Genomic DNA, 18,637 nt, shown 5'->3' with positions numbered 1-18,637 from the left:
GTATTAAGATCAAAATGAGATCCAAATACGGCTAACATATTAAAAATCAAGATGTATATGATTATTCCCAGAATACTGTTCTTTCCCTTCATTAAAATAAGCAAACCCACTCACGACAATTTCCGTAGTTGGCGGTGGCTCCGGGAAAAACATTTTAAATGAATACGAAACGGATTCATTTGGAGAGATTGTTACCTCTTCAATGGGGGTGACCCAATACTCTCCCTTTTCTTTTACTCTCTTAAGCCAATCGGAATACACGTACTTCCACCCTTTTTCGCTTCCATTACTTGTAGTTGCTAACACTTGAACCATTTTTTCTGGTATCGCCTGGCCTTGTATTTGTACGACTTTTATTGGGTCGACCTGTAAGCATATCACCGGCTTCTCTAGTCTTACATTACCAACATTTTTCACTATTAGATTTGCAAATATCATATATTCGCTATCTTCTTTGTTCTTTTTTGGCGGAATCATCCGATAATCTAGGAAAACTTCGGCTTGTTTATGGTTGACTATAGTTTGTCGGGCTTGTTTTTGCGCTTGAGGATTATTTGGCGGCTTGATTGGATTTGAGTTAGTTGGTTTGGTAGAGGTTAATATCGATACTAGGAAATTCTTAACCATTTCATTTGGTAGATAACTAAAGAATCGAGTTTGTTCTTCTTGTTTGTAATACCGAATTAGAATTCTTGCAATAACTCGAACTAATTGACCCTTCCAATGGTCCTGTGAAGCATTTGCTGGGTATTCCCATTGCACCAATATACGCGGATCAGCAGGTTTTTTTGGAGAATAATCCTTCAAATGGTATGTAAACTTACTTATATTAAGCTCTTGTAAAATAATATTCTTTATCTTTTCGTTCAAATGGTTCGGATAATGTAAAGTAATTGATTCTTTGGATGCTTTATTTGCTTCTAATGCCGTTATATTAAACGGAATTTCAGATTCCTCCCGGTTAGTATGCTCTATTCCACAATTCTCTACAATTTGATTGATTCTTCTACAAACATCCTGATTTTGATCCTGACTACATTCTATACGAATAATCGGCAGATGGATTCTATGACGAGCCACCTTAACCTGCCCTTTACTTTCATCTATATTAGCCAATAAGCCTTGTTGCTCACAAAACAAGGAAAAGGCATGTAGACTACCTTCAGAGAGGTTCCCTATCTTATCTCCTTCGAAAATAACGATTAAACTCATATCTCACCTCGAGAATTTGGCTTCAAGCTATATATATTCTTCTGAAAACTAGATATGAGTACTAATTTCAATTTTTTGTAAAAAACAGGCTAATTATCTATTACCAGCTGGAGGCCAATTCCATAGGATACTATTGTACAGAAAACTTATTGAAAGGATGATATAAATGAAACAAATCAGAGGTTCACAATTGAACCCTAATAATGTTTCACTCGAATGTATTCGTGTACCAAAAGTCTATGACTGGGTATTCGATGCAATCAGCACGGATGATTCAGTAAACGTTCCAGCTGACTGTGCAGCAAACATTGCTGCAGCAGTTGCAGACGGTCGTACACCTCTTAATGTAACTTGTGAGGCTCCCCCAGTAGGAGGATTCTTCCCGCTAAACCCAATTCCAGATCCATCTGGCAACGTATCTTGTGTCGTTTCTGCTATTATTGATCGAGAAGGATTACCAGAAGGACTAGGTGTAGTCAAGGTAATTTTAACTGTTAGACCACTGATTACGGTGTTTGATAATACAGGATTACCTATCTGTCAATTTAGACCAACCTTTTCTACTTCCCGTAGATTAGTAGCCTGTGTACCAGAACTACTAACAAATGATAACGCAACGTGTCGTATCATTTCTTTAACATGCGACACAAACTTCAATGAAACAGGAGTACCTGATCTAGGATTACAAATCGCTCTAGATATTTGCTTTGATGTTCAATTTGAAGCAGAAGTAAAGCTAGAAGTAGAAGGGAAATTCTGCTTCCCTCGAGAAAATGATATTGAACTTCCACCAGGCGGTTCATGCCCTACATTCGAGTATCCTCAACAATGCCCAACAATTTTCCCTGAAGCAAACTGTACTTGTCAAGGTTTTGCAGATTCTGTTGAGGAAGATCAAACAAATGGTACCTTTGCAGGTGTTACAACAAATACGACTCCACCTATACTTGCTGGTCCTATTGGAGTTCCGAATGTTCAAACACTAATGGCTACTATCTGTAACAATTGTAATTTAGATGGTAGTACAATGAGCTATTCGATTGAAGACAATCGTGCAATAATACCTCCAGGTGGGCTAAGATATTCATTCACATTCACTGCAGATGAAATAAATTATCCAACATGTACATTTAATACTACTACTTCTTTGCTAACAGTAACAGGTAGTGGTAGATGGAATTTTGTGAATCCACTGATTCCGGACCGTGATGCTACATTCTCATTAATACTATCTGATGGGGCTACTGATTCTTACACATTAACTCTTAATGATGGTCAAGGTGGAACATATATTACAACAGTAACTACTGCAGATGAGGATATTGAAGTTCAAGATTGTATCACTTTTGATGAAGTATAATAAAAATTTTTCTCATTTGTGTTACTTTACCTTATAAAAAGAAGGGGCAACCCTTCTTTTTATTGCACTTCATCCTAACACAATGTTGAGTTCCCACATATTGTATTAAAAAGGAAAAAGGTGGGTATCAACTAATGTCCTGTGAAGAGTTCCCTGTTTATATGGAGATGGATTCACGCCAGCTGCAGCAGTTGGAGGATAAGCTCTCTTTTTATAAACAGCTCGCTTCGTCAGTTAGGTCTCGGCTTCAAATGCATGTGAACAAGTACCAGTTTTTAGAGGAGCAACTGCTGTTAGCCATTAAGCTGCAGCAGACCACTCAAAAGCTTAAGCCTTCTATTGACACATTAGCCAAGATGAAGGAAACGGTCCAAGATTATCATCACGTCCAAGATCGATTAAGAGACTTTCAGCAGAAAAACATCGAATTATCAAATAAGCATAGCTCTCTTCAAAAGCAACAGTTTATGGAAGCTGCCAAATATTTAAAGGAGCATCACCATCTATCACATACCATTGCACTTTTGGATAAAAAAACGAAACATTATGATTCCCTTCGCATCAATTATTGGAATGTAAACCAAGAACTAAAGGGAATCGCTGATCATTTAAATAGCATTGACCAGCGAGTTGGTCATGCAAGTCAATTCCAAGTCATTCTTTGTGAATTACAAGAGGAAATTATCAATCACATCTCCACAAGTAAGACGATTGAAGGGATGTATGATTCAAACCCCTCTACATTACCTACCAATACCTCTAATTCCATAAGCACCGATAAAGAAAACAGCCACCTAGAAAAAAGGAGGTGGTTCCAATTGGGATGGAACCTATGGAATAGTTCAAGGGAAGAAGAATATTTAGACAAAATTGAAGCCTTGAACCATAAAGTTAAAGTGTTAACAGAAGGAGTCAACCAGTATGAACTCTTGCTTCAGAAGGTACACAGTTACCTCCAAAATCAAGAGCAAATTGAGCAAGGTACTAGTAGTGATATTAAAAGGATACTAACAAACCTAGAAGAGTTTGTAAAAAAGGAAGAAGACCATAATACAAAGCTTTCTGCTATTGAAAAAGAGTTGGCCTCTTTAAAAATAGAAAATCAAAACTACCAAACAAACACAGAAAAACTCAACCAAACAATCAAGAAATTAAAGCTAAAAGAGAAAGACTACAAAGCAAAGCTAAATCGGGCAAATTCGCAAAGTCCTAGTCAAAACTCTATATCTAAAGGTGCATCAAAAGAAAGAAATCCCCAGGAGTACTTTCAAAGGATGCTAGCGAATCCAAGAGAATATTCAAAAATAAAAAACAACCAAAATGTTCAAGGAAGAAGCAACACGAGTGCTCAATCAAGAAACACCACAAACAATAGACAAAAAAACGTGGTTAACCTTGCTAAACAATATTATCCTTTTAATCAAAATATGACAGGAGCAACCGTATTTAACCCAAGTAAATATTCGCAAAACCCATATAAATAATGGATAGGAGTGGTATTTCATGACACCGTCACAAATTAGTAGAGCGTTCGGCAAATCGAAATTGCCAAAAACAAAAAAAAGCGTAGTCAGACCTGCATCCACACAGCAATCTAAAGTTAAAGCATCCGTTACGTCCCCCCGAAAAGGCGGATGCTGCGGAAAAAGAGCGTAAAGACATTCGGATAAGGAAACAAATACTCTTCGATATGATTCAGCATTGCCAGCGAGAGCTCCCGAATGAAGGATGTGGACTCCTGTCTGGAAAAAACGGAAAGATTGAAACCATTTATCAAATGAAGAATATATTGCATAGCCCAAATGAATTTGCCATGGACATAAATGACATGCAGGAGACCTTTCACCATATGAAGGAACAAGGAGAAAGCTTTTTAGGGATCTACCATTCGCACCCTACTTCAGCCCCCTACCCTTCTCAATTAGATATTAGATACGCATCTTACCCTGAAGCGGCCTATATCATTTTGTCGTTTCAAAGGAACAGACCAGTAGTTAGGTGTTATCACATCCATCAGAGGAACGTTTCCCCCCTCTCCATAACCACTTTTTAATCAAGTAAAAAGCAAACAAGTGCGTGTGTTGCACTTGTTTGCCTTATACATATACATGTAAGGATACAGACGAATACATGGGAGGAGTTCATATGCTCTATACTAATTGGGAACAAAAATGTATCCTACTTCAACAACAAATCATTCACTTAAAATCAGAGGTTGAAAAGTATAAGGAAAAGGCAAAACAATCCGAAAGCTCAAATCGCGTAAAGCAAATAGAACAATTAAAGGAAGAGAGCTTTCGAACGCAAAGTGAGTTAACCGATTATAAAGAAAAAGTAGTTCAAACTGAACAACAGACAATCGCTCTCCAAAATGAAATTCAACTCTTTCAACAGTCTGAAGTAAACCACCTTCAATCAATAGAGAATCTCATCGAAAAGAATAAAGAACAACTCAGTCACTTCATTCAACTTAAAGAACAATATGAAACCTTAGAGGTTGGTTATGAAGCTTCAGAGAAAAGGTGCAAGGAGTTGACAAGTGTCATAGAAGAACAGCATGGCCAAATGGCTCAGCTTCAAGACGAAAATCAAGTGTTACAAACGAAAATAACGAACCTTGAGAATAACATACTTGAAAAGACAAATGAGCTACACGTTCTGAAAGAAAAAGAAATCGTTCTCGAGAAACAAGCAGCAAAAATCGAGCATTATCAAAAAACACAACTGCAGTATGAGGAAGATTTGAAAGAAGCGAGCGATAGAATAGCGTTTCTCGAACACAAGCTATCCTATCATCAATTAGGCATCCGAAACTACGAAAAAATCACAACGGATATATTTGAGAAAATTGAGGAGTTTAACAAAGAGACTCTTCCAAATGCCATCCACATGGAGGATGATTCGAATCAATCCCCCTCAGGTCAGTTAGAAGCCTTTGACTTCTTAAAACTACTCAACGAATTATATCAGTACGGAGACCAGGTCAACCAAAGCAATCAAATCATTCTACAGCTTACGGAACATATGGAAGATTTGACAAAAGAAATCCATTCAATGAATAAAAACGAGTTAAAATAGCTCTCTAGTCTATCTCACTTCACACAGAAAAAAGCTGATTCAACCCAAATATAGGATTGAATCAGCTTTTTTCACATCTTACATAAATTCTGAGACTAGCTTATCAAAATGAGCTTGATCTAATTGAAGGTCCGCTTTTGAAAGTGGCTCTTCAGAATAACCAGCTAGTAGCTCTTGATAGGACTTACGTTCTTTATCTTGATAGATTAACCCTGTAACAAGACCATCATGCTTCATTAATGTTTGCATAGCCTGTTCGCGATTTGAAGAATCATAGCCATCTAAGTCACTTAGCTTGGTTAAGTTCTCTTTGAACCAATCGTACGTGTTTACTTTATTGTAGGTTACACATGGGCTAAATACGTTGATTAATGAAAATCCTTTATGATTAATTCCTGCTTCGATTAATGCAGTTAGATCTTTTAAATCTGTAGAGAAGCTTTGTGCAACAAATGTAGCACCAGCAGTTAAAGCCATTTCCATAGGAGCAATCGCTTGTTCAATTGAGCCTTTTGGTGTTGACTTTGTTTTGAAGCCAGTCGCTGAACGTGGAGACGTTTGTCCCTTCGTTAAGCCGTAAATTTGGTTATCCATTACGATATAGGTAATATCGATGTTACGTCGGATCGCATGAATTGTGTGGCCCATTCCGATGGCAAATCCATCCCCGTCACCACCAGAAGCGATAACTGTTAAATCACGGTTAGCCATTTTTACACCTTGTGCAATTGGAAGAGAACGACCATGGATTCCATGGAAACCATATGAATTAATATATCCAGAAATACGCCCAGAGCAACCAATCCCTGAAACGACCGCTAAGTTTTCTGGCTCTAAACCGACATTGGCTGCTGCACGTTGGATTGCCGCTTGAACAGAGAAATCTCCACAACCAGGACACCAGTTAGGTTTTACATTGTTACGAAAATCTTTAAATGTTGCCATTTAGAACAACTCCTTGCATTTGGTGTGAATTTCATGTGGCAAGAATGGATTTCCGTCGTACTTTAAGACCTTTTTCACTTTCTCTGCATGTCCGACGTTCATCAACATAATGTTTGCCAATTGTCCAGTTGCATTATTCTCCACAACAGCAATCTTCTTAGCGGATTTCATTAATGGAAGCATTTCATCCGTTGGGAACGGGTGAATTAAGCGAATTTGTGCGTGATTCACTTTTAGCCCATCCTTCTCAAGGCGAGTCATTGCCTCTTCAATAGCACCACGAGTTGAGTTAAAGCCAACGATTAAAAGATCAGCTTCTTCATGTGGAGCATTTTTATAAATAGGTGTATTAAACTTCAGATTTTCAACCTTGCGGAAACGCTTATCCATCTGTGCGATACGGTTAGCAGCAGATTCAGATGGTTTACCAGTTTCATCATGCTCAACACCGGTCACATGGTGGATTCCGTTCTTCATCCCCGGAACTACACGTGGCGAAACGCCGTCTTCTGTAACTTCAAAGCGTTTGAAATAGCCTTTGTTTTCAATTTCAGGAAGCTCATCTTGTGCCAGCTTACCACGACGAATTTCTACTTTATCAAACTCAAGTGGTTCAACTGTTTGCTTTCCTAATGATAATTGTAAATCTGATAGGATAATAACAGGACATTGATACTCTTCAGCAAGGTTGAAGGCTTCTGCCGTATCGTAAAATGCTTCTTGAACCGTACTTGGCGCCATGACAATCTTTGGAATCTCACCATGTGTTCCGTAGATCATCGCCATTAAGTCCGATTGCTCTTGTTTCGTCGGTAATCCTGTTGACGGACCACCGCGCTGTGTATCTACAATTACGAGCGGAGTTTCAGTAATCCCTGAAAGTCCGATTGCTTCCATTTTTAAAGATAGACCAGGACCTGCTGAAGCCGTTAATGTTCGAACGCCAGCATAGTTTCCTCCAATTGCCATTGTAACAGCGGCAATTTCGTCTTCTGTTTGAATGACACTTCCCCCTAAGTCAGGAAGCTTCTTAATTAAATATTCCATGATTTCAGATGCAGGTGTAATTGGGTATGCTGCCATAAAGCGGCATCCTCCAGCTAATGCTCCTAGAGCAATGGCATCATTTCCAATCATAAATAAACGCTTTTGACCATCTGCTTTGTCAAGAACCATTGGCTGCACGTTCTCACCAAGCTGCTCTTTCATAAAGTCGAAGCCAGCTTTAATGGCTTCCATGTTTTTATCAACCACTTGTTGGCCTTTTCGTCCGAAAATCTCTTGGACTACTTCTTCGAAAACTTTTATATCAAGGTCTAACACGGCACAAGTTGCTCCAACAGCAACCATGTTTTTCATTAGAGATGTTCCTAATTCAGTTGCAATTTCCGTAAATGGAACCGCATACAATGTTGCTTCTGTATCTTCAGGTTGTTTTGGATCAAATTTCGCATCAGCAATCATGACCCCTTTTGCATGTAATTCCTTGTAGTTTAGATCGATAGTTTCTTGGTCAAACGCTACCAAAATATCAAGATCATCTGAAATCGAACGAACTTGAGTTGTACTAACACGAATTTTATTATTTGTGTGGCCACCTTTAATACGAGATGAAAAGTGACGATAACCATACAAGTAGTAGCCTAATCGATTTAGCGCAATGGAGAAAATCTCCCCTGTACTTTCAATTCCTTCCCCTTGCTGCCCGCCAACTTTCCACGAAAGTTGATTGATCATATCTTACACCCCTTTAGATACGTTAAAAAATATGTAAAAAAACGCTTCAATTTAAGTGTAGCACTTTTCCAAGCATCCTTAAAAATGATAGATAAAAACGGCTATTATTGGAATTTTGGTTGGGTACTAAACGATTTCAATTCTAGACCTATCTATTAAAAAAAGCAACCCTTTCCGGGCAATAATTGATGAAAATATGAATATTTTTTTATTTTCAGAATAGTAAAAGAGAATCTACATTTATACAATTACTTCCATGTCTACTCCACATCTTTATACACAGATTTTTCATTATTTGTAACGTGGAAAAACATTTTACATTTTTTTGCTTTCTACACAATTTTAGGAATATATTAGAATAGTATTTTATCTGAAAGTAAGTGGTCTTTCTTCGAATTCCTTGAAAAAAAAATGCCTCTTTGCGAAAACGCAAACAGGCTCTAAATGGATTCCTTCAAAAGTCTATCTAGGCTCTACAATTAATTTAATAGCTGTCCGTTCTTCACCATCAATTTGTATATCGGTGAATGCAGGGATACAAATTAAATCCACTCCGCTAGGTGCAACAAAACCTCTTGCAATCGCTACTGCCTTAACGGCTTGATTTAATGCACCCGCCCCAATGGCTTGGATCTCCGCAGCACCTCTTTCGCGTAGAACACCAGCAAGCGCACCAGCTACAGAATTAGGATTAGACTTTGCTGAAACTTTTAATATTTCCATTCCTAGCTCCTCCTTGTTTATCCCCTCCTGCATGAACTGATTTGAGATAGGTGAATCGGAATTTTTTGATGGATAAATGATGGCAAACCCGTTCAACCTCAAAAGAACATGTCAGGAATATATCATTCCACTGCTACTATATTCAGAATATTAAACACATATTCCAGCTTGGACTAAATAATCTCCAATTGGCCGCTTTTTTTCAATCCTTCGATGACTTGATTTGTCAGGCGGGTCTTTAACTATTTGGTCATTACTAACGCTTGCTTTTATTTATGTCCTTAAGATAAGTGTCTGCGGAAATATTTTTACGAAACAACTAAAAAGGCCTGCTCTAACAAGAGCAGGCCTGGAATAGAGAATTAACTATAGAATGGATGATCATCATTGATTAGGATGCGTTCCATTTTCTTTGCAAAGCCTGTCTTCCCATCTAATTCAATACGCACAGCGCTTAATTGAGCTCGCCCTTCTTTCGGCACCTCAAAGCGGCTTGGCAAACTTGTGATAAATCTCTTTAATACCGCTTCTCTTTCTACTCCTAAAATCCCATCATATGGTCCGGTCATTCCTACATCCGATAAATAACCTGTTCCTCCTGGTAGGATTCGTTCGTCTGCTGTTTGAACATGTGTATGTGTTCCGATTACAGCGGACACGCGACCATCTAAGTACCAGCCCATTGCTTGCTTTTCACTGGTTGCCTCCGCATGCATATCAACAAAGATAAACGGAGTTCTTTCTCGCGCTTCGGTAACAAGCTCATCAGCCTTTTTAAATGGACAATCAATGGTTGGCATAAAGGTTCGTCCCTGCAAACTAATCACTGCAATTTCTACTTGATTGAATTTAAGGTAGACCATTCCTTTTCCTGGATTATCTGCTGGGAAATTTGCTGGACGTACTAAGTATTTGGCATCATCAATAAATTCGAAGATTTCGCGATTATCCCATGTGTGATTCCCAAGAGTTACGGCTTGGGCACCAACCTCTAGAAATCCACGATAAATTTTTTCGGTAATTCCTTTTCCGCCTGCCGCATTTTCTCCATTAATAATGGTTACATGGGGACGGTATTTCTCTTTTAGCTTTGGTACATATTCATGTACCATATCGCGACCAGGTGACCCTACGACATCTCCTACAAATAATATATGCATAACGAAACCCTTCCTATTATGTAAAATGGTGTTGCTCAATTGGATACGTTGAACACTTGCTAATCAATTGTATCATATCCGCAGCATATGAACTCTTTAGCTACTGCCTATTTTTCCACCTATCTCCGATTCTACGCATAGACAGCATGACATCTTAGCGAATATTTGGCAAAAAATTAAAGCGGTGCATTAAGCACCGCTTTATTTCGCGTATTCAACAGCTCTCGTTTCACGGATCACCGTTACTTTAATATGACCTGGATAGTCAAGCTCTTCTTCAATTCGTTTCCGAATATCTCGAGCTAAACGATGTGCTGAAAGATCATCGATCGTATCTGGCTTAACCATGATTCGAACCTCACGACCCGCTTGAATCGCAAATGATTTTTCAACGCCTTCATATGACTCAGAAATTTCTTCGAGCTTCTCTAGGCGGCGAATATAGTTTTCAAGTGTTTCACGACGTGCTCCTGGTCTAGCTGCTGATAGGGCGTCCGCTGCAGCTACAAGAACGGCAATGATTGAAGTAGGTTCCGTGTCACCATGATGTGAAGCAATACTATTGATAACAACAGGGTGTTCCTTATACTTTGTTGCCAGTTCAACACCAATTTCAACGTGACTTCCTTCAACCTCGTGATCAATGGCTTTTCCAATATCATGTAGCAATCCAGCACGGCGAGCTAATACTTCATCCTCACCAAGCTCTGCTGCTAGTAACCCGGAAAGCTGTGCTACTTCCATGGAATGCTTTAACACATTTTGTCCGTAGCTAGTTCGGAATTTCAAGCGGCCAAGAATCTTGATCAGGTCAGGGTGTAACCCGTGTACACCCACCTCAAAGGTGGTTTGCTCACCAATTTCGCGGATATGCTCGTCTACTTCACGGCGAGCCTTATCTACCATTTCTTCAATACGTGCTGGGTGAATACGACCATCCTGAACTAGTTTGTCTAGTGCTAATCGTGCCGTTTCCCGACGAATTGGATCAAATCCTGATAAGATAACCGCTTCAGGAGTATCATCGATTATCAAATCGATTCCTGTTAGAGTTTCAAGAGTTCGTATGTTACGACCCTCGCGTCCAATTATGCGCCCCTTCATTTCATCATTAGGTAGGTTTACAACTGATACAGTTGTCTCCGCTACATGATCTGCAGCACATCGTTGGATAGCAAGTGATAGTAACTCCTTCGCCTTTTTATCAGCTTCCTCTTTCACTTTGTTCTCGCTCTCTTTAATCATTATCGCGACTTCATGAGCAAGCTCTTGCTCCATTCGCTCTAAAATGATGGACTTCGCCTCATCACGAGTTAAGCCCGAGATGCGCTCCAACTCAGTTTGTTGTGATCGTACCATCTCGTCCACTTTGCTTTCCATCTCTTCAATATGCTGTTGTTTTTTGTTAAGAGAATCGTCTCTCTTCTCTAAAAGCACTTCTCGTTTATCTAACGATTCATTCTTACGATCAAGATTCTCTTCTTTTTGCAATAATCGATTTTCTTGTTTTTGTAGTTCATTTCTTCGTTCGCGAATTTCACGTTCTGCTTCGGTCCGAAGCTTATGAATTTCATCCTTTGCTTCTAAAAGAGCTTCCTTCTTTAATGCTTCTGCTTCACGCTTTGCTTCATCAATTATTGAATTAGCAGCGTTCTTAGCTCCAGCAATTTTAGCTTCTGCAACGGATTTACGATAAAAGTAGCCAACAACTGCACCGACGAATAGGCCAAGCAAAATGGAGATGATTGTAATAAGATCCATCATTTCACCTCCTCTTGCTATGAACTTGTTTGCAATACGTTTCTAAAGTGTCGGCATGTACATTGGTCAAAATCAACATACAGCACAAAGGCTTTTCAAACGTTTTAATATTCATAGGTTTGTAAAATATACAACTTTAATTTTATAGCTGTGTATATGTATTGTCAAGGGTTTGACAGACAACCATGTCTAACTCCATATGAATTATTTTACTATTCTATCTATTAGTTGATGGACAATCGCCTTTCTAAGAGTACTTGCGTATCTTTTGTGCGGTGAACAAGCTATTATTCCTTAAAGAAAATGGGTAAAGCCTAATGAGACTTTACCCATAAATCGTATTAGTCGATTAATTCAAATTGCTCCGGATCTTCTTCAGGACTTACGACTTTTTCACCATCTAAGCCGTAATGCTCACGGATTTGCTTTTGAATCTCAAGGCGAATGTCAGGATTCTCCTTAAGGAATTGCTTGGCGTTTTCACGACCTTGACCTAAACGTTCCTCATTGTAAGAGTACCATGAACCACTCTTTTGAACGATGTCTAGCTCAGAACCTAAATCGATGATTTCTCCTTCTTTCGAAATTCCTTCGCCGTACATAATATCTACTTCAGCTACACGGAACGGAGGAGCCACCTTATTCTTAACAACTTTGATCTTTGTTTTATTTCCAACCATGTCATTTCCTTGTTTTAACGTTTCAGCTCTGCGAACTTCTAAGCGTACAGAAGAATAGAATTTCAGCGCACGTCCACCAGGAGTTGTTTCAGGATTACCAAACATTACTCCTACTTTTTCACGAATTTGGTTGATAAAAATCGCGATCGTTTTCGATTTGTTAATTGCACCAGAAAGCTTACGAAGTGCTTGAGACATTAGACGAGCTTGTAAACCTACGTGTGAATCTCCCATTTCTCCTTCGATTTCTGCTTTCGGTACTAATGCGGCAACTGAGTCAATGACTAATATATCAACTGCCCCGCTTCGTACAAGTGCTTCAGCAATCTCAAGTGCTTGCTCTCCTGTATCAGGCTGAGAGAGTAATAGTTCATCGATGTTTACTCCAAGCTTTTGAGCGTAGACTGGGTCTAAAGCATGCTCGGCATCGATAAATGCTGCTTGACCACCTGTTGCTTGAACCTCTGCAATTGCATGCAATGCAACGGTTGTTTTACCAGAGCTCTCTGGACCATAAATTTCAATAATACGACCTCTTGGATATCCACCCACACCAAGGGCAGCATCTAATGCTAGAGAACCACTAGGAGCAGTTGAAATTCTTGTTTCAGTCTGTTCTCCTAATTTCATAATAGAGCCTTTTCCAAATTGCTTTTCGATTTGCTTTAGTGCCATTTCGAGGGCTGCTTGACGATCACTCACAAAGTTTTCCTCCTTATATTGAAGAATCCATCTAGTAGATTCATGCTTTCGGTTCATTCATCTAAAACCTATCTTTACTATATACTTTTTTATTTCTTTTGTCGAGCAAAAAATCGAACATTTATTCGATTGTTTTTGACGTATCCTGGTAGCAATAATGGTTGAATTACTAGAGGAATTGCCATTTTTCAATAAAATATATGGTCAAGAATTGCTTTTTCGCAAGAAGTCTGAATTTTATATTTTCAAAAAAATAACAGAATACTAATTTAGCATTCTGTTATTTTACGCGTTATTTAAGTAAGGGACTTTAGTAAGAGACTACTTCCATATTTAACCGTTCGGCTGCGAATGCCGCTGCGAGTCCCTGCTAAGCTTAATTTTTCTGCGATAGTAGGTTTTCCATTGATGGCGATGCCAATATAGACCGTTCCAACAGGCTTACCTTCTAATTCATCAGGGCCTGCAACACCCGTAAAGCTAATACCGATGTCGGATCCGAGCAATTTTTGGACGTTTTCCGCAAGTTCAATCGCACATGGTTCACTTACTACACCAAACTCTTGTATGGTACTCTCTTTTACCTGAAGCAATTTCGTTTTCACGTCGTTCGTATAACATACGATGCCTCCAGCTAATAGATCTCCCGAACCAGGAATGGCGGTCAATTCTTGTTGAAATAGTCCCCCTGTTAAGCTTTCTGCACAAGCGATAGTGAGATTTTTACTCTTCAATTGCTTCGAAAGCTCGCTGATAAGAGATGTATCATTATAACCGTAAAAAAAGTCCCCTACTCGAGAAAGGATTTTCTCCTCGACTTCATCCAGTAATCTGTTTGCTGTGTCTTCTGATTGATGCTTGGCCGTTAGCCTAAGGGTAACCTCTCCATCAGCAGCAAGCGGTGCTATTGTTGGGTTTGTTTGACTATCTATTAGGTCTTCAATCTCCGTTTCAAGTGCCGCTTCTCCAATACCGAAAAAGCGCAATACCCGCGAAACAATCCGATCATCCGACTGAAGCTGTCCTTTAATAGCCAAAAGCCCATAATTGAAAAACATCGGTTCCATTTCTTTTGGAGGACCTGGCAAAAGCATATACATATGTGTATTCGTTCGCAGCAACATTCCTGGTGCCATCCCATGATCATTTTTAAGCACGGTTGAATCCTCTAATATAAGGGCCTGCTTGCGATTATTATCCGTCATTTGCCGATTAACCTGGACAAAGTATTGTTCTATTGATGTAAGGGCAGCTTCATCCATAACTAGTTCTTTACCGATATGCTTTGCAATCGTTTCCTTTGTTAAGTCATCCTTCGTTGGTCCAAGTCCACCTGTAAAGATAATCAGGTCTGATCGCTGTTCTGCTATTTCAATTGTAGATTTCAACCGGTTCGCATTATCCCCTACAACCGTATGATAAAACACATTGATTCCGATCTCTGCTAGATGCTTTGATAAAAAGCGAGCATTTGTATTCACAATTTGCCCTAACAACAACTCAGAACCAACAGCAATAATTTCAGCATTCATCGCATTTCCACCTTATTTCGAATTAACAAAAGCTTGTTTGTTTTTCGCAAAATAGTCCCATCCAGACCATACCGTAAAGAACATGGCAACCCATAATGCCATATCAGCAAATGGGATAGAAAGCAGCTCAAAGCCAATATTGTGTAAAAGCAAGGCAGAAATGGCAACGATTTGAGTCCACGTCTTCACTTTCCCTAGCATATTTGCGGCAACCACTTCCCCTTCCCCAGCTAACACAAGGCGCAGTCCCGTTACCGCAAACTCACGACTTATGATTAAAATGACAATCCAAGAAGCAGCTAAATGCAGCTCGACTAAGACAATTAATGCAGCAGATACGAGAAGCTTATCTGCTAATGGGTCAAGAAATTTCCCTAAGTTTGTTACTAGGTCGTATTTACGAGCATAGTAGCCATCAATCCAATCCGTCGTAGAGGCAATGATGAACAATAATGCCCCTACCAAATGAGTAACAGGCATTTCTGCACCAAGAATGTCTATTTCTCCCCAATTAAATGGAACAAGCATAATAAGTAGAAATACAGGGATCAGGAAAATGCGAGATATTGTAATTTTATTAGGTAAATTCATAAGAAACCTCCAAATAATAGTAAAAAACATGCCAAAAATAGTCATCCTAATGATGACTATTCAGCAGTGGGAACATAGCGGATCGTTATATCCTGACGGACGATATCTGCAGGAGAAGTAGCATACTCAAGCTTTTCATCATTGACGAAAATCTCTGTATCAGCAGCATTTCCTACGACAATAATCGCTTCTGTTTCTTTCGTAAAGTCAACTGTTTGCTCGGCTGTTCCGTCTTTCGTAAGCATCCCTTGATAGAAGGAATACCCTTTTCCATTTAAAATATTCACCCAAGTCTCACCTTTAGATACCACTTTAAGGACAAAATTTTCTGCATCCTTTAATTCATACGTGGTTTCATTTCCACTTGTTTGGGCTACTTCAATTTGTTGAGCCGGTATTTCTGGTTCAGGTTCAGTTTCTTCTTTCTCTTCTTCTGCTTGTTCTGCTTCATTATCTTCTTCAGCTTTTTCTTCTTCTTTCGCTTTTTCCAAGCTTTCAGATTCCTCGATATTTACTGTCTGATTTTCTTCAGTAGCTGGCTCATCAACTAGGTCATCTCCCGTGTTTTTCGGAAGCAAATAGTAGGCTAATGCAACAGCCCCTAAAATAAAGACACCAATTAATATCTTAGGAAGAAATTCAAATATTTTTGAGTTTCCACCAGATATATCCTTTCTCGATTGAACACGAGATAGTTTTTCTGGAATTTCATCCGTATATGTAGAGGAAGGAATTTCACTTTTGTATTGCTCAAAAAGCTCTTCCGGTTGAATTCCGACAGCTTCTGCATATTGCTTTATAAACGCTCGTACATAAAACTTGCCTGGCATTGAACTATAATTGCCTTCTTCAATTCCTACTAAATACCGCTTTTGAATTTTCGTGATAGTTTGCAATTCCTCTAAGCTTAAGCCTTTGGCTATCCGAGCTTCTTTCAGTCGATTACCTAATTCCGTCAACGATAACACCTTCCATTTTGTTTAAAAATCAAAACCTCCGAAATCTGAATCAGAGAACATATTATGATTGTGTACGATATCGTATTTGATTTCTTCATCTGGATCATTACGAAGCTCGATGAAGTAATCAAAGTCTTCCATTTTATATTCCGAGTTTTGAACGAAGATATCTGGATGTTCTACTACCTTGATAGCAGGTAACCTCATAATCTCTCGGACAAGCTGCCAATGACGTTCGCTCGCACGTCTAGTTGATACAATTCCATCTAAAATAAAAATATTGTCAGAGCTATACTCATCTTCAATTAGTTGGTTTCGAATGGTTTGCTTTAGTAAAGTGGAAGAAACAAACAACCATCTCTTATTCGCGCAAACACTAGATGCCACAATTGATTCCGTTTTCCCAACGCGGGGCATCCCTCTGATACCGATTAGTTTATGTCCGTCTTGCTTAAATAATTCAGCCATAAAATCAACAAGTAAACCTAATTCATCCCTTACAAAACGAAATGTCTTTTTATCATCCGCATCTCTTTGAATGTAACGCCCGTGCCTAACTGCTAATCGATCTCTCAGCTTCGGTTCACGCAGCTTTATGACTTTTATTGTGTCCATTGTATGTAGAATTGACTCTAGTCGTTCAATTTGTTCATGATCCTTTGCTAAGATGAGCAGACCTCGTCTTCCTTCATCCACTCCATTTATTGTGACAATGTTAATTGAAAGCATACCAAGTAATGATGAAATATCACCTAGTAACCCTGGACGGTTTTTTTGAATTTCGTACTCTAAATACCATTCAGTTTTTTCCATAATAAAAACCTCCTAAGCAAAGGTGACATATTCCTTCATATTTTTTATCTAGCTTCTATAATATATGATTTTGTATGAAGATGAAAGGAAAAACAAGTGTATCTAGCCTTAAAATTACAATTTGTAGTTGATTATGGAGATTCAAGGAGAAATTGCGGGTAACTAACTGAATGAAGTGAAAATGGAATAGATTAGTTGAACGAATAGATAAACAAAAAAGAGAGGTAGTCCCTCTCTTTTCGGTTGATTGGATTATCGTGTACCGTCGTTTTGAACAAGCTTGACCATCATGCTTGCAATGGCATGCTGCTCTTGGTCACTTGCAACAGACCAAAGATCCGCAAGCACTTTCTCTTGGTCGTTCTTTGGTTGTACTTGTTGTGCTAAGTATTCGCCAATTTGATATGCTAGGTCATTAACGACTTGCTTGTTCATTCCAGCATCTTCAGCTTGATGTAAACGATCACCTAAAAAGTCTTTCCATTGATCCCAGTTATCTAGTACAGACATGGTATAATCCTCCTTTAAATGTTGTACATTTGTTATTTTGCTTTCTAGGTCGTTAAAATATTCATCAACTAGATGTGAAACTTTCATGGCGTAAAACACAACCACCACAAATGAAGACATCTCGCGGAAAGGTACTTTCCATACTTACATATACCATCCACCATTAATGGCTATCGTCTGCCCTGTGATGTACGAGGACTGTTCTGATAATAAGAAAGACACGCTATCAGCTATATGCTGAGGCTTTCCGATTTTCCCCATTGGGATTTCCGATGTGATTGTATCTAGATCCTCTGAAGAAAATTCATCGATCATCGGTGTATCAATGATCCCAGGAGCGATTGCATTCACACGAATCCCATTCAAACCAACCTCTTTACTTAGTGCTTTTACAAAGGCGAGCTGTGCTCCTTTTGCTGCAGAATATGCCACTTCACAAGCTGCCCCTGTTTGTCCCCAAATGGATGAAATCACGATAATATTTCCGCTTTTTTGAGAAATCAGCTTGGGGAGTAATTCTCTTGTCAGCATGATCGGAGAGTTTACATGTACGGCCATCATTATTTGAAGCTGCTCATCCGTTAGATCTGTTAATAATCCATAATGGCTGTTGCCACTATTATGGATTATACAGTCAATCGAAAAAATGTTCTGTGCAAGTGTCTTATAGCCCGTTGGACTAGATAAATCAGCTTGAACAGGAATATAGTCACCCTCACTCGTTTGTTGAAGCTTGTAGATTAACTGGTCAATTGCCTTTTCATTTTGATGATAGTGCAAATATAATGAATAACCATCCTGAGCCAATCTGAAAGCAATTGCTTGACCGATTCCTCCACTAGCACCTGTAACTAACGCAAATTTTCTCATTCTA

General features: G+C 38.9%; 19 protein-coding genes. 6 read left to right on the top strand and 13 right to left on the bottom strand.

From position 1 onward, the window contains the following. Window positions 1-39: 39 nt before the first annotated feature. Window positions 40-1,212, bottom strand: a complete 1,173-nt coding sequence (locus tag LS684_RS08665; RefSeq protein WP_233811205.1) for a hypothetical protein — start codon at window positions 1,210-1,212, stop codon at window positions 40-42. A gap of 166 nt (window positions 1,213-1,378) precedes the next feature. Here LS684_RS08665 and LS684_RS08660 point away from each other — a divergent pair, with 166 nt between their 5' ends. From LS684_RS08660 to LS684_RS08645, 5 genes are all read left to right on the top strand, one after another. After that, window positions 1,379-2,572 carry a BMQ_0737 family morphogenetic spore coat protein gene (locus tag LS684_RS08660; RefSeq protein WP_233811204.1) on the top strand — a complete coding sequence of 398 codons (1,194 nt, stop codon included), beginning with the start codon at window positions 1,379-1,381 and terminating at the stop codon, window positions 2,570-2,572. Between the two features lie 134 nt (window positions 2,573-2,706). Further along, on the top strand, window positions 2,707-4,056 hold the full coding sequence (locus LS684_RS08655) for a hypothetical protein (protein WP_233811203.1): 1,350 nt from the start codon (window positions 2,707-2,709) through the stop codon (window positions 4,054-4,056). Between the two features lie 19 nt (window positions 4,057-4,075). Beyond that, window positions 4,076-4,228 carry a hypothetical protein gene (locus LS684_RS08650; protein WP_233811202.1) on the top strand — a complete coding sequence of 51 codons (153 nt, stop codon included), beginning with the start codon at window positions 4,076-4,078 and terminating at the stop codon, window positions 4,226-4,228. Between the two features lie 4 nt (window positions 4,229-4,232). Further along, entirely contained in the window at window positions 4,233-4,625 is a 393-nt protein-coding gene (locus LS684_RS24285) for a M67 family metallopeptidase (RefSeq protein WP_432418820.1), read from the top strand. Between the two features lie 92 nt (window positions 4,626-4,717). Then, window positions 4,718-5,650 carry a hypothetical protein gene (locus tag LS684_RS08645; RefSeq protein ID WP_233811201.1) on the top strand — a complete coding sequence of 311 codons (933 nt, stop codon included), beginning with the start codon at window positions 4,718-4,720 and terminating at the stop codon, window positions 5,648-5,650. Between the two features lie 78 nt (window positions 5,651-5,728). On the opposite strand, the gene LS684_RS08640 is transcribed toward LS684_RS08645, so the two are convergent. The 3 genes from LS684_RS08640 to spoVS form a co-directional block, all read right to left on the bottom strand. Beyond that, window positions 5,729-6,595: a 2-oxoacid:ferredoxin oxidoreductase subunit beta gene (locus tag LS684_RS08640; RefSeq protein WP_233811200.1), complete on the bottom strand. Its 867-nt coding sequence runs from the start codon at window positions 6,593-6,595 to the stop codon at window positions 5,729-5,731. Further along, window positions 6,596-8,332 (bottom strand): 2-oxoacid:acceptor oxidoreductase subunit alpha, encoded by a 1,737-nt coding sequence (locus LS684_RS08635; protein ID WP_349293115.1) that lies wholly within the window; start codon window positions 8,330-8,332, stop codon window positions 6,596-6,598. 462 nt (window positions 8,333-8,794) lie between these two features. After that, window positions 8,795-9,055 carry a stage V sporulation protein SpoVS gene (gene spoVS / locus LS684_RS08630; protein WP_003181955.1) on the bottom strand — a complete coding sequence of 87 codons (261 nt, stop codon included), beginning with the start codon at window positions 9,053-9,055 and terminating at the stop codon, window positions 8,795-8,797. 223 nt (window positions 9,056-9,278) lie between these two features. Here spoVS and LS684_RS24280 point away from each other — a divergent pair, with 223 nt between their 5' ends. Then, window positions 9,279-9,413: a GlyGly-CTERM sorting domain-containing protein gene (locus tag LS684_RS24280; RefSeq protein ID WP_432418803.1), complete on the top strand. Its 135-nt coding sequence runs from the start codon at window positions 9,279-9,281 to the stop codon at window positions 9,411-9,413. A 4-nt stretch (window positions 9,414-9,417) separates the two neighbouring features. On the opposite strand, the gene LS684_RS08625 is transcribed toward LS684_RS24280, so the two are convergent. From LS684_RS08625 to ymfI, 9 genes are all read right to left on the bottom strand, one after another. Beyond that, window positions 9,418-10,215, bottom strand: coding sequence for a TIGR00282 family metallophosphoesterase (locus tag LS684_RS08625; RefSeq protein WP_233811199.1), 798 nt, complete (start codon window positions 10,213-10,215; stop codon window positions 9,418-9,420). A gap of 201 nt (window positions 10,216-10,416) precedes the next feature. After that, a complete protein-coding gene (gene rny / locus LS684_RS08620) occupies window positions 10,417-11,976 on the bottom strand; it encodes a ribonuclease Y (protein ID WP_233811582.1) in 1,560 nt (519 codons plus the stop codon). A gap of 341 nt (window positions 11,977-12,317) precedes the next feature. Next, complete coding sequence (gene recA, locus LS684_RS08615; protein WP_284701587.1) at window positions 12,318-13,358, bottom strand: recombinase RecA; 1,041 nt, start codon at window positions 13,356-13,358, stop codon at window positions 12,318-12,320. A 296-nt stretch (window positions 13,359-13,654) separates the two neighbouring features. Further along, entirely contained in the window at window positions 13,655-14,890 is a 1,236-nt protein-coding gene (locus tag LS684_RS08610) for a competence/damage-inducible protein A (RefSeq protein ID WP_233811198.1), read from the bottom strand. Between the two features lie 12 nt (window positions 14,891-14,902). Continuing rightward, a complete protein-coding gene (gene pgsA, locus LS684_RS08605) occupies window positions 14,903-15,481 on the bottom strand; it encodes a CDP-diacylglycerol--glycerol-3-phosphate 3-phosphatidyltransferase (protein ID WP_233811197.1) in 579 nt (192 codons plus the stop codon). Window positions 15,482-15,537: 56 nt separating this feature from the next. Next, the gene (locus LS684_RS08600; protein ID WP_349293114.1) at window positions 15,538-16,449 is read right to left on the bottom strand and encodes a helix-turn-helix domain-containing protein; all 912 of its coding nucleotides are present in this window, start codon (window positions 16,447-16,449) and stop codon (window positions 15,538-15,540) included. A 12-nt stretch (window positions 16,450-16,461) separates the two neighbouring features. Beyond that, window positions 16,462-17,253: a YmfK family protein gene (locus tag LS684_RS08595; protein WP_233811195.1), complete on the bottom strand. Its 792-nt coding sequence runs from the start codon at window positions 17,251-17,253 to the stop codon at window positions 16,462-16,464. A gap of 252 nt (window positions 17,254-17,505) precedes the next feature. Beyond that, window positions 17,506-17,763, bottom strand: a complete 258-nt coding sequence (locus LS684_RS08590) for a DUF3243 domain-containing protein (RefSeq protein WP_233811194.1) — start codon at window positions 17,761-17,763, stop codon at window positions 17,506-17,508. Window positions 17,764-17,907: 144 nt separating this feature from the next. After that, window positions 17,908-18,633, bottom strand: a complete 726-nt coding sequence (gene ymfI, locus LS684_RS08585) for an elongation factor P 5-aminopentanone reductase (protein ID WP_233811193.1) — start codon at window positions 18,631-18,633, stop codon at window positions 17,908-17,910. Between the last annotated feature and the right edge of the window lie 4 nt (window positions 18,634-18,637).

Source organism: Cytobacillus spongiae, assembly GCF_021390075.1.
This window is presented reverse-complemented; position numbering and strand designations above follow the sequence as displayed.

Excerpts from the sequence above, each read along its gene's own strand:
- pgsA (WP_233811197.1), bottom strand. The coding sequence starts at position 15,481 with ATGAATTTACCTAATAAAATTACAATATCTCGCATTTTCCTGATCCCT.
- LS684_RS08625 (WP_233811199.1), bottom strand. The coding sequence starts at position 10,215 with ATGCATATATTATTTGTAGGAGATGTCGTAGGGTCACCTGGTCGCGAT.
- LS684_RS08640 (WP_233811200.1), bottom strand. The coding sequence starts at position 6,595 with ATGGCAACATTTAAAGATTTTCGTAACAATGTAAAACCTAACTGGTGT.
- LS684_RS08650 (WP_233811202.1), top strand. The coding sequence starts at position 4,076 with ATGACACCGTCACAAATTAGTAGAGCGTTCGGCAAATCGAAATTGCCA.
- spoVS (WP_003181955.1), bottom strand. The coding sequence starts at position 9,055 with ATGGAAATATTAAAAGTTTCAGCAAAGTCTAATCCTAATTCTGTAGCT.
- LS684_RS08635 (WP_349293115.1), bottom strand. The coding sequence starts at position 8,332 with ATGATCAATCAACTTTCGTGGAAAGTTGGCGGGCAGCAAGGGGAAGGA.
- rny (WP_233811582.1), bottom strand. The coding sequence starts at position 11,976 with ATGGATCTTATTACAATCATCTCCATTTTGCTTGGCCTATTCGTCGGT.
- LS684_RS08655 (WP_233811203.1), top strand. The coding sequence starts at position 2,707 with ATGTCCTGTGAAGAGTTCCCTGTTTATATGGAGATGGATTCACGCCAG.
- LS684_RS08660 (WP_233811204.1), top strand. The coding sequence starts at position 1,379 with ATGAAACAAATCAGAGGTTCACAATTGAACCCTAATAATGTTTCACTC.
- LS684_RS08665 (WP_233811205.1), bottom strand. The coding sequence starts at position 1,212 with ATGAGTTTAATCGTTATTTTCGAAGGAGATAAGATAGGGAACCTCTCT.
- ymfI (WP_233811193.1), bottom strand. The coding sequence starts at position 18,633 with ATGAGAAAATTTGCGTTAGTTACAGGTGCTAGTGGAGGAATCGGTCAA.
- LS684_RS08595 (WP_233811195.1), bottom strand. The coding sequence starts at position 17,253 with ATGGAAAAAACTGAATGGTATTTAGAGTACGAAATTCAAAAAAACCGT.
- LS684_RS08590 (WP_233811194.1), bottom strand. The coding sequence starts at position 17,763 with ATGTCTGTACTAGATAACTGGGATCAATGGAAAGACTTTTTAGGTGAT.
- LS684_RS08610 (WP_233811198.1), bottom strand. The coding sequence starts at position 14,890 with ATGAATGCTGAAATTATTGCTGTTGGTTCTGAGTTGTTGTTAGGGCAA.
- LS684_RS08645 (WP_233811201.1), top strand. The coding sequence starts at position 4,718 with ATGCTCTATACTAATTGGGAACAAAAATGTATCCTACTTCAACAACAA.